The sequence below is a fragment of the Ideonella azotifigens genome (assembly GCF_006519715.1).
Classification (GTDB): domain Bacteria; phylum Pseudomonadota; class Gammaproteobacteria; order Burkholderiales; family Burkholderiaceae_C; genus Ideonella; species Ideonella azotifigens.
The window spans coordinates 1-2982 of record NZ_VIDT01000660.1; the positions used below are offsets into that span (position 1 = coordinate 1).

The 2982-nt window shown below is 66.2% G+C and carries 4 protein-coding genes; 2 read left to right on the top strand and 2 right to left on the bottom strand.

The window, feature by feature from the left end; genetic code table 11:
- Positions 1 to 247: ArsR/SmtB family transcription factor (locus FKP22_RS25815; RefSeq protein ID WP_141290654.1), on the bottom strand; the 247-nt coding region annotated here is incomplete at its 3' end.
- 99 nt (positions 248 to 346) lie between these two features.
- On the opposite strand from FKP22_RS25815, the gene FKP22_RS25820 reads away from it, so the two are divergent.
- Positions 347 to 685: an NIPSNAP family protein gene (locus FKP22_RS25820; RefSeq protein ID WP_141290656.1), complete on the top strand. Its 339-nt coding sequence runs from the start codon at positions 347 to 349 to the stop codon at positions 683 to 685.
- 279 nt (positions 686 to 964) lie between these two features.
- On the opposite strand, the gene FKP22_RS25825 is transcribed toward FKP22_RS25820, so the two are convergent.
- Positions 965 to 1552: an IMPACT family protein gene (locus tag FKP22_RS25825; RefSeq protein WP_141290658.1), complete on the bottom strand. Its 588-nt coding sequence runs from the start codon at positions 1550 to 1552 to the stop codon at positions 965 to 967.
- A gap of 72 nt (positions 1553 to 1624) precedes the next feature.
- Here FKP22_RS25825 and tgt point away from each other — a divergent pair, with 72 nt between their 5' ends.
- A complete protein-coding gene (gene tgt / locus FKP22_RS25830; protein ID WP_141290660.1) occupies positions 1625 to 2785 on the top strand; it encodes a tRNA guanosine(34) transglycosylase Tgt in 1161 nt (386 codons plus the stop codon).
- Positions 2786 to 2982 lie beyond the last annotated feature (197 nt).

Consider the following 2982-nt stretch of genomic DNA (forward strand, 5'->3'; position numbering starts at 1 on the left):
GCAGCTGGGCCACGTCGGGGTCGGCCAAGCGGAAATAGCGGTGCCGGCCTTGCGCGCTGACGACCAGCAACTGCGCTTCGACCAAGCGCGCCAGGTGCGTGCTCGCCGTCGCCTTGCCAACGCCCGCGCGCTGCGCCAGTTCGGTGGCGGTCAACGCCTGTCCGGCCATCAGCGTGGCCAGCATCTCGGCACGTGTCGGGTCGCCGATCAAGGCGGCCACACGGGCAATCGGTGGCCCGTCAGCCATGGCAATGGATTGCGCTCATGGTTCGATCGTAGGCGAATCGTGCCCGACTGAAAAGCACGCACAGTGGCGTCACCGTCTGATTGACCCCGAGGAGCCACCATGGCCGTGACCTGTTTCATCCGCTACGAAATCGACCCGTTCCAGCGCGAAGCCTTCACCGCTTACGCCCAGGCCTGGGGCCCTATCATTCCCCGTTGCGGCGGGCAGCTGATCGGCTATTTCCTGCCCAGCGAAGGCAGCAACCACGAGGCCTGGGGCCTGATCTCGTTCGAAGACCTGGCCGCTTACGAGCGCTACCGCGCCCGCCTGAAAGCCGACCCCGAAGGCCGCGCCAACTTCGAATCGGCCCAACGTGGGCGCTTCATCCTGCGTGAGTGGCGGACCTTTTGCGAAGGTGTGCCGGGGACGTTGAACCGGTCTGCGGAAATGACTTCGTGATGGCCGTTCACGACCTGGGGTCGGCGTGGGATCAGGCCGGCGGGACGCTGTTCCGCTCATGTCCCCCAACTTCGGCTGCGCCGAAGTTTCCTCCTTTACTTTGCTGCACAGCATCCCACCACCCTGATCTGGCACGGTGTTTTGGCTGTTCGACCGTGAAACCCCAAGACCGTGGAGTTCCAAGGACGGCGGGTGGCCGGCGCAGTGAAGTAAAGGAGGAGGCCGAAGGCCGGGGGACATGAACGGAGCCGGCCACCCGTTGGCCTTGGCCACTGAAACCTAGTCAGTCAGCCAGCACAACTTTCCCTGACCCGCTTCTTCCAATCGAAGCTTCAAGGCCTCCGAAGCAGACGCCAGTACCGAGAAGTGCAGCACCACGCCGTCACCGTGCCCTGCGTCGAGCAAAGAAGCCCCGGCCAGGTCCAACTCCCGTCGAAAGCGCCCCTCCAGTGCGTACGGCACCTCGCAGCGCCATTCGATGCGCTTTTGCAGCGGCGTCTTCTCGGCGCCCAACAAGGCTTGCGCCACCGCGTCGGTGTAGGCGCGCACCAGGCCGCCAGCGCCCAGCTTCACGCCGCCGAAGTAGCGCACCACGCTGGCCATCACGCCCTCCAGGTCCTGGTGGCGCAGCACGTCCAGCATCGGCCGACCGGCGGTGCCACCGGGTTCGCCATCGTCATTGGCGGCTGACTGGCCACCGGCCATCAAGGCCCAGCAGACATGGTTGGCACCGGGATGCTGGGCACGCAGTTCCGCTACGCGAGCGACGGCCGCTGCGCGGTCGGCCATCGGTTCGACGCAGGCGATGAAGCGGCTTTTCTTGATCACCAGCTCGTGGTGCACCGGCTGGTTCAGGCTGAAGGGCATGCGTGCATTGTCCCGCCAGCAGGGCAGCGCCCACCCGCGAGACCGGGTGCCCCACTGCGCGACAATCCCCGGATGCTCCAGTTCGAACTGATCAAGACCGACGGCCATGCCCGCCGCGGCCGGCTGACGCTCAACCACGGCGTGGTCGAGACGCCGATCTTCATGCCGGTGGGCACTTACGGCACCGTCAAGGGCGTGCTGCCACGCTCGCTGCACGACATGGGCGCGCAGATCATCCTGGGCAACACCTTCCACCTGTGGATGCGGCCCGGGCTGGACGTGATGGCCAGCTTCGGCGGCCTGCATGGCTTCGAGAACTGGCACAAGCCGATCCTGACCGACTCCGGCGGCTTCCAGGTCTGGTCGCTCGGCGAGATGCGCAAGATCACCGAGGAAGGCGTGAAGTTCGCGTCACCGGTCAATGGCGACAAGCTGTTCCTCACGCCGGAAGTCTCGATGCAGATCCAGACGGTGCTGAACTCCGACATCGTCATGCAGTTCGACGAGTGCACGCCTTACGAAACCAAGGGCCACCGCACGACCGAGAAGGAAGCGCAGGTCTCGATGGAGCTGAGCCTGCGCTGGGCCAAGCGCTCGCAGGCCGAGTTTGCCAAGCTGCAGAACCCGAACGCGCTGTTCGGCATCGTGCAGGGCGGCATGTTCGAAAACCTGCGTGAAGCCTCGCTGAATGCGCTGGTCGAGCTGGACCTGCCGGGTTATGCGATTGGCGGCGTCAGCGTCGGCGAGCCCAAGGACGAGATGCTGCGCATCATGGCGCACACGCCGCATTTGCTGCCGGCCCACAAGCCGCGCTACCTGATGGGCGTGGGCACGCCGGAAGACCTGGTCGAAGGCGTGGTCTGCGGCGTGGACATGTTCGACTGCGTGATGCCTACCCGCAATGCCCGCAACGGTCACCTCTTCACCCGCTTCGGCGATTTGAAGATCCGCAACGCGCGCCACAAAAGCGACCACCGGCCGATCGACGAAAGCTGCAGTTGCTATGCCTGCGCGGGCGACGCGAATGTTGCCGGGATGGGCGCCGGCGGCTTCAGCCGCGCCTACCTGCACCACCTGGACCGCTGCGGCGAAATGCTGGGCCCGATGCTGGCCACGGTGCACAACCTGCATTACTACCTGAACCTGATGCGCGAAGTGCGCGCATCCCTGGACGCCGGCACCTTCGCCGAATTCCGCCGCCAGTTCGCGGCCGACCGGGCACGCGGCGTCTAGCGAACAGAGACCTCCTCACAGCCCACCGCTGGCCGTGTGCCGCCCTTGTGCGGCGCACCGTCGCTGGCGGCCGGGCACCTCCCCTTCTTCACCACGGATGAACTCGCCCCATGGCGACCTCTGCCAAGCGCCGCGCGGCCTCCGCGCCGGCTGACCCCGCTGCCGACCTCATCGTCGACACCCTACCACCCGCCGCC